At 71.4% G+C, this 6,007-nt stretch carries 7 protein-coding genes; 1 reads left to right on the top strand and 6 read right to left on the bottom strand.

What is annotated here, in order from left to right:
- Positions 1-187 precede the first annotated feature (187 nt).
- Positions 188-337 (bottom strand): hypothetical protein, encoded by a 150-nt coding sequence (locus AC067M_RS40220; protein ID WP_363091709.1) that lies wholly within the window; start codon positions 335-337, stop codon positions 188-190.
- Between the two features lie 163 nt (positions 338-500).
- Between AC067M_RS40220 and AC067M_RS40215 the strand changes: the two genes are divergently transcribed.
- Positions 501-1,025: a hypothetical protein gene (locus AC067M_RS40215; RefSeq protein WP_478701963.1), complete on the top strand. Its 525-nt coding sequence runs from the start codon at positions 501-503 to the stop codon at positions 1,023-1,025.
- A gap of 149 nt (positions 1,026-1,174) precedes the next feature.
- Here the strand turns inward: AC067M_RS40215 and AC067M_RS40210 are convergent, their stop codons facing one another.
- From AC067M_RS40210 to AC067M_RS40190, 5 genes are all read right to left on the bottom strand, one after another.
- Positions 1,175-1,474 carry a sulfurtransferase TusA family protein gene (locus tag AC067M_RS40210; RefSeq protein WP_478701962.1) on the bottom strand — a complete coding sequence of 100 codons (300 nt, stop codon included), beginning with the start codon at positions 1,472-1,474 and terminating at the stop codon, positions 1,175-1,177.
- Entirely contained in the window at positions 1,471-2,730 is a 1,260-nt protein-coding gene (locus AC067M_RS40205; RefSeq protein WP_478701961.1) for an MFS transporter, read from the bottom strand. Before AC067M_RS40205 ends, AC067M_RS40210 begins: the two co-directional genes overlap by 4 nt.
- 137 nt (positions 2,731-2,867) lie before the next feature.
- Complete coding sequence (locus AC067M_RS40200) at positions 2,868-4,013, bottom strand: trans-sulfuration enzyme family protein (RefSeq protein ID WP_478701960.1); 1,146 nt, start codon at positions 4,011-4,013, stop codon at positions 2,868-2,870.
- Positions 4,014-4,099: 86 nt separating this feature from the next.
- Entirely contained in the window at positions 4,100-5,281 is a 1,182-nt protein-coding gene (locus tag AC067M_RS40195) for a cysteine desulfurase family protein (protein WP_478701959.1), read from the bottom strand.
- Positions 5,278-5,955, bottom strand: a complete 678-nt coding sequence (locus AC067M_RS40190) for an ArsR/SmtB family transcription factor (RefSeq protein WP_478701958.1) — start codon at positions 5,953-5,955, stop codon at positions 5,278-5,280. The genes AC067M_RS40195 and AC067M_RS40190 overlap by 4 nt, the downstream gene beginning before the upstream one ends.
- Between the last annotated feature and the right edge of the window lie 52 nt (positions 5,956-6,007).

Here is a 6,007-nt window from a genome sequence, read left to right as displayed (position 1 = left end):
AAAAAAAAACCCGGAAATCAAACCTCCTCTTCCTCCCCCATGGCGGCGTCGAGCTCCGAAAAGGGACGTGGGTTGCCGTTTTCTCCGCTCCTTTTCCCCCCCCCCCCCCCCCCCCCCCCCCCCCCCCCCCCCCCCCCCCCCCCGCCGCGATGGACAGGCGCGTCATCGCGTCAGGGCTCCCGATCCGTCAGTCGTTGCCGTCGCTCTTGCCGGTGCCGCCGCCGTCCGAGGGGATGGCGTTGCGGCCCCGGGCGGCGACGATCGACCGGCGGGAACGGACCAGACCGCCGGTCGACGGCCCGGACGTGGCGGGCGGGGGCTGGACGGGACTCTGCATGAGGACCCTCCTTCTGATCGGTCGGCCGAGCCCTGACGGCACGGCCGCGACACCCGCTAGTACAGCCACGAGAACGGCTGGCGATAACCCCGTCATGGGCCCCCATGGGGGGTATGGTCGTTGGGCTGATGCAGCGTCATTCCACGAGCTTTCAGGGGGACTTGTGGACGACTTACCGCCGTCACCCGCCCAGATGCCGCACTGTCTGCTGGCCGACCCCACGTTCGTGAGGGCCCTGCGCGAGCGCGACTTCACCACGGTGTTCGCCATGGCGCACGACGAGGGGATCTCCTACAACCGGATCGCGGAGGCGTGCGCGCTCAAGTCCGAGCGAGTCAGCCAGATCGCCCGGGGCACCGCAGCTGTCACCGCGCTGGCAACTGTCGAGCGAATCTCCGGCGGTCTGCGCATTCCCGGTGCCCTCCTGGGGCTCGCTGCGCAACCCTGGGAGGACACCGCCGCCCTCGGCACGGAGTCCGACCATGGAGATGACCCGATGAAGCGCCGCAACATGCTGCGTGGCGCGCTCGCCGCCGGCCTCACCGCCCCGGCACTCGCCGCCCTCACCGCCGCCCGGACCGACGTCGACCAGACCCTCTCCCCCGACACGCCCCAGGCCCCCCACCGGAATGGGCGGAATGTCGCAGGTAGCGGAACTGGACAAGGGGCAACGCAGGCGCCGGTGTGACGACGCAGCTTTGTTGGCAAAGGACTACGCAGACTGTCGCTGGGCCGAGGGATGTGCCGCTATGTAGTTGGCAAAGATGCAGCAGGACAGCTGGCAAGGCTTGATCACGAACCGTGAACGAATCCGGTGCTGACAAGGGGAGACAGCGGTTAGCCGTCGGGATTGTCCGCATGCCAGGGGGCGTCGGCTCGGGTGGGGCGGGCGCTGGCGGCGATCCGCAGTGCGTACACCGGACGTTCGTCGTCGGGGGCGGGGCCGAGGTAGTGGTGGCCGGTCATGTGGCACCAGGCGGGCAGGTCGAGCGGGGCTGCGGGGTCGGTGGCGATGACGTGGACGACGGTGCCTGGCTTCACGCCGTTGACCTCCTTGCGCAGGCGGAGAAGGAGGGTGACGCAGAGCAGGCCAGTGCCGTCGACGGTGATGGCCGGGGCAGGGAACTCGTGGTTCATCGGCGGTAGGCGCTGGCGACGACAGCGGGCAGCAGGGCGAGGGAGAGGGCTCCGCCGGTGAGGGCGAGGGCGGGGTAGCTGGTGGCGGCGACCATGATGCCGGAGGTGATGCCGCCGGTGGCGCCGACGATGGCGATGGAGACGTCGACCAGGCCATGGGTCTTGGCGCGGGTGGCGAGCGGGACGGTGTCGGTGATGATCGCGGTGCCGGAGACGAGGCCGAAGTTCCAGCCGAGCCCCAGCAGGGCCAGGGCCAGTGCGAGGAGCGCGACGGAGTCGCCGGGCGCGGCGGCGGCCAGGATGCCGGCGGCGAGCAGGGTGATGCCGGAGGCGGCGGCGATCTTCATGCGGCCGTAGCGGTCGACGAGCCAGCCGGTGAGCGGGGAGGGCAGGTACATGGCGCCGATGTGGATGCCGATGACGAGGCCGGAGGCGGCGGTGGAGTGGCCGTGGTCGTGCATGTGGACCGGCGTCATCGTCATGATCGCGACCATGACGAGCTGGGTGAGGATCATGACCAGCGCGCCCAGGACCACGCCTCCGCGGCCCTTGCTGGTGTCGGCGGTATCGGCGGCCGGGTGGGCTGCGGTGTCGGTTTCCTTGGCCTGGGCGACGGTTCGGGCAAGGAGCAGCGGGTCGGGTCGCAGCCAGAGGGCGAGGACGAGAGCGGCCAGGGCGTAGGCGGTGCCGGAGATGACGAAGAGTCCGGCGAGGTGGGGGATGCCGAGGTGTTCGGCGAGGGTGCCGGCGGGGGCGGCGAGGTTGGGTCCGGCGACGCCGCCGAGGGTGGTGGCGACCAGGACGGTGGAGACGGCGCGGGCGCGGTGGTCGGCCGGGGCGAGGTCGGCTCCGGCGTAGCGGGCTTGGAGGTTGGTGGCGGTGCCGGCGCCGTAGACGAACAGGGCGATGAACAGCAGGACGGGGTTGTCCAGGACGGCGGCGGTGATGACGCCGGCGGATCCGATGGCGCCGGTGAGGTAGCCGGTGGCGAGGCCGGGGCGTCGGCCGCGGGATTGGGAGATGCGGCCGACGACGATGGCGGCGAGGGCGGAGCCGGCGGTGAACAGGGCGCTGGGCAGTCCGGCGAGGCTGGTGGTGCCGAGCATGTCCCGGGCAAGGAGGGCCCCGACGGTGACTCCGGCGGCGAGACCTGCGCCGCTGAGGATCTGCGAGGCGACCAGGACGCGCAGGATCCGGGGCTGTGCCTGGGGGTCGGGTATGGAGGCCGTCGTGCTGGTGGGCGCGGTGCTGGTCATGTCTCTTTCCGGAGCGGCGGTGAGCGATGCGGGACCGGCGGGGAGGGCCTGGCCGGTCTCGGCAGGAGGGGGCGGCCGTTGCACCGGCCCGGCGCGGGATGGGACAGCGCTGCGGGCCGGTGCACGTGGGACTTTCGTCAGTCGGTGTCGAGTGCTTGGGCGAGGTCGGCGATCAGGTCGTCGGCGTCTTCGAGGCCGATGGACAGGCGGACCATGCTGTCGGCGATGCCGCGCTTGGCGCGCTCGGCCGGGTCCAGGCCGTGGTGGGTGGTGGTGATGGGCTGGGTGACCAGGGACTCGACGCCGCCGAGGCTGGGCGTGATGGCGAACAGCCGGAGCCGGTCCACCAGGGCGGCGGTCTGGTCGGCGTCCGCGTCCAGGACGGCGCTGAGCATGCCGCCCCCGCCGCGCATCTGCGCGTCCACGATGCGCTTCTGCTCGCCGGTGGCCAGCCCCGGGTAGTGGACGCGGGCCACGCGCGGGTGCGTGGCGAGGAAGGCGGCGACGGCCGCGGCGGTGCCGTTCTGCGCGCGGACCCGGACGGGAAGGGAGCGGATGGAGCGGGCGAGGAGGAAGGCGGTCTCGGGGGCGATGACCTGGCCGAGGTTCTTGCGCCAGCCCACGACTGGGGCGAGGTGCTCGGCGGGGCCGGTCAGGACGCCGGCGGTCAGGTCGGAGTGGCCGCCAAGGTACTTCGTCGCGGAGTGCACGACCAGGTCCGCGCCGTGCTGGAGGGGGTTCTGGTTGACGGGGGTGGCGAAGGTGTTGTCCACCACCGTCAGCGCGCTGACCGTGCGGGCCTGTTCGGAGATGGCGGCGATGTCGAAGACGGTCAGGGTGGGGTTGGCCGGGGTCTCGAAGAACACGATCCGGGTCCGGCCGGTCAGCACCTCGGGCAGCCGGTCGACCTCGTCGGCGCGCAGGAACGTGGTGGTGATGCCGACCTGCGGCAGGTTGTCGCCGAGCAGCTCGAACGTGCCGCCGTAGACCTCGCCGATACACACGATGTGGTCCCCGGTGCGGCAGTGCGCGAGGAACGTCGCGGCTTCGGCGGCCATGCCGGAGGAGAACGCCAAGGCCTGCTCGGCGCCTTCGAGGTCGGCGAGCTTGGCCTCGGTGGAGCGGATGGTGGGGTTGAGGCCGTAGCGGGTGTAGAGGTTGCCGACCTTGCGGCCTTCGAGTGTCGAGGAGGTCGGCGGTGGTGTCGAACGCGAAGGTGGAGTGGTTGTAGAGCGGGGTGTGGATGGCCCCTTCGGCGTCGCGGCGTTCGCCGGCGTGGACACTGCGGGTGGACAGTCCGTGCGCGGTGTTCTCGGTCATGCCTCTCCTGTTCGCGTCGGTTCCTCTGGCTTCGGGCCGGTCGGTCCGGTCACTGCGCGGCAGCCGCCTGGGTGAGTGCCGCTGCCGCCGTCTCGATGTCCTCGGCCGTGGTCCAGCGGCCCAGGGACAACCGCAGCGCGCTGAGCGCGCGGCCCCGCTCGAGGCCCATGGCAGTGAGCACAGGGGAAGGGGTGTGGGTGCCGCTGTGGCAGGCCGAGCCGGTCGAGGCCGCGAGCTGACCGACGGCCGCGAGGAGCTCGTGCCCGAGGACACCGTCGACGCTGACGTTCAGCGTGTTCGGCAGGCGGTTCTTCTCCGGGCCGTTGAGGTGCACACGGCCGACAAGGCTGCCGGTGAGCCGCTGGTGGAGGTCGTCGCGCAGGGCCGCGATGCGGGCCGGGGCGCCCTCGGCGAGCTCAGCGGCCGCGAGTTGCGCGGCGGTGCCGAGCGCGACGGCCAGGGCGACATTCTCCGTACCCGCACGCAGGCCGCGCTCCTGCCCACCGCCGTAGACGACCGGCTCCAGCCGAACCCCGTCACGCACGTACAGGGCGGCAGCGCCCTTCGGCGCGTACATCTTGTGGCCCACGATCGTGAGCAGGTCCACGCCCAGCTCGCTGACATCGAGGGGGATCTTTCCTGCGGCCTGGGCGGCGTCGCAGTGAAACAGTGCGCCGCGCTCATGGGCGAGCGTGGCGAGTTCCGTGATCGGCTGGAGGGCGCCGGTCTCGTTGTTCGCCGCCATCACCGACACCAGCACCGTGTCCTCGGTCAAGGCTGCGGCCAGAGCGGCCGGGGTGACAAGCCCGTCAGCGCCGACCGGCAGCACGGTCACCCGGGCGCCGTGCAGCCGCTCAAGGGCCCGGCAAGTCTCCAGGACGGCCGGGTGCTCGGTGGCCTGGGTGATCACATGCGGGTGTGGTCGGCCCGAGGCCAGTACGGCACCGCGCAGGGCGAGGAGGTCGGCTTCGGATCCAGAGCCGGTGAACACGATCTCGCCAGGCCCGACACCGATCAGATCGGCGACCTGGGCGCGGGCCTCGGCGAGCGCCCGGCGCGGCTCCTGGGAGAAGGGATGGCTGCTGGAGGGGTTGCCGAAGAAGTCCGTCAGGTACGGCCACATCGCCGCGGCGACGCGCGGGTCGACCGGAGTGGTGGCGTTGTAGTCCAGATAGACCGGCCCGTCGGCCAGCCGTGGATGCGGCAGCAGGTCGCCGCCCGGAGCGGTCACGTCATGTCCGAGGCGTCGACGGGCAGCTCCGACAGGCGCCACTCCAGCATGCCGTCGTTGAGCCGGATCGCCCGGCGGCCGCGGTCGGTCAGCAGCCGGACGGCGTCGTAGGCCAGGACGCAGTACTCGCCACGGCAGTAGACGACGATCTCCAGGTCCTCGGGCAGCTCGTTGATCCGGTCGGCGAGCTCGTCGACCGGGATGGAGAGGGCGCCGGGAATGTGCCCGGCCTGGTACTCCTCCACCGGCCGCACGTCGAGCACGACGACGTCCCCGGCGGCGATCCGGACCCGCAGTTCCTCACGGCTGAGCTCGGCGGCGGTGTCCTCGCCGAGGTAGGCGTCGCGTGCGGCGGGCACGGCGGCCTGGTGGGCTTCGGCGACCTTGCGCAGCAGCGCGAACAGCTGGGCCACGTCGTCACCGGCGAGCCGGTAGTGGATGCGTACGCCTTGACGGCGGGACGTGACGAACCCGGCCTGCTTGAGCGTCTGGAGGTGCGCGGAGGCGGTGGTCAGGTTCAGCCCGGCGGCCTTCGCCAGCGCGTCGACGGTGCGCTCGCCCTGGGCCAGCAGATCCAGCAGTTCCAGACGCTTTCCGCTGGCCAGCGCCTTGCCGCTTGCTGCGAACGCGTCGTACAGCCGGGCCTTCGTCGTGCTCTTCGTGTTCTCCGACATATCATCCTCCATAAATCCATGGATTACTGTAGTTGAGTTTGGTGGGTGTGAC

This window comes from Streptomyces sp. NPDC043427, assembly GCF_056436655.1.
This window is presented reverse-complemented; position numbering and strand designations above follow the sequence as displayed.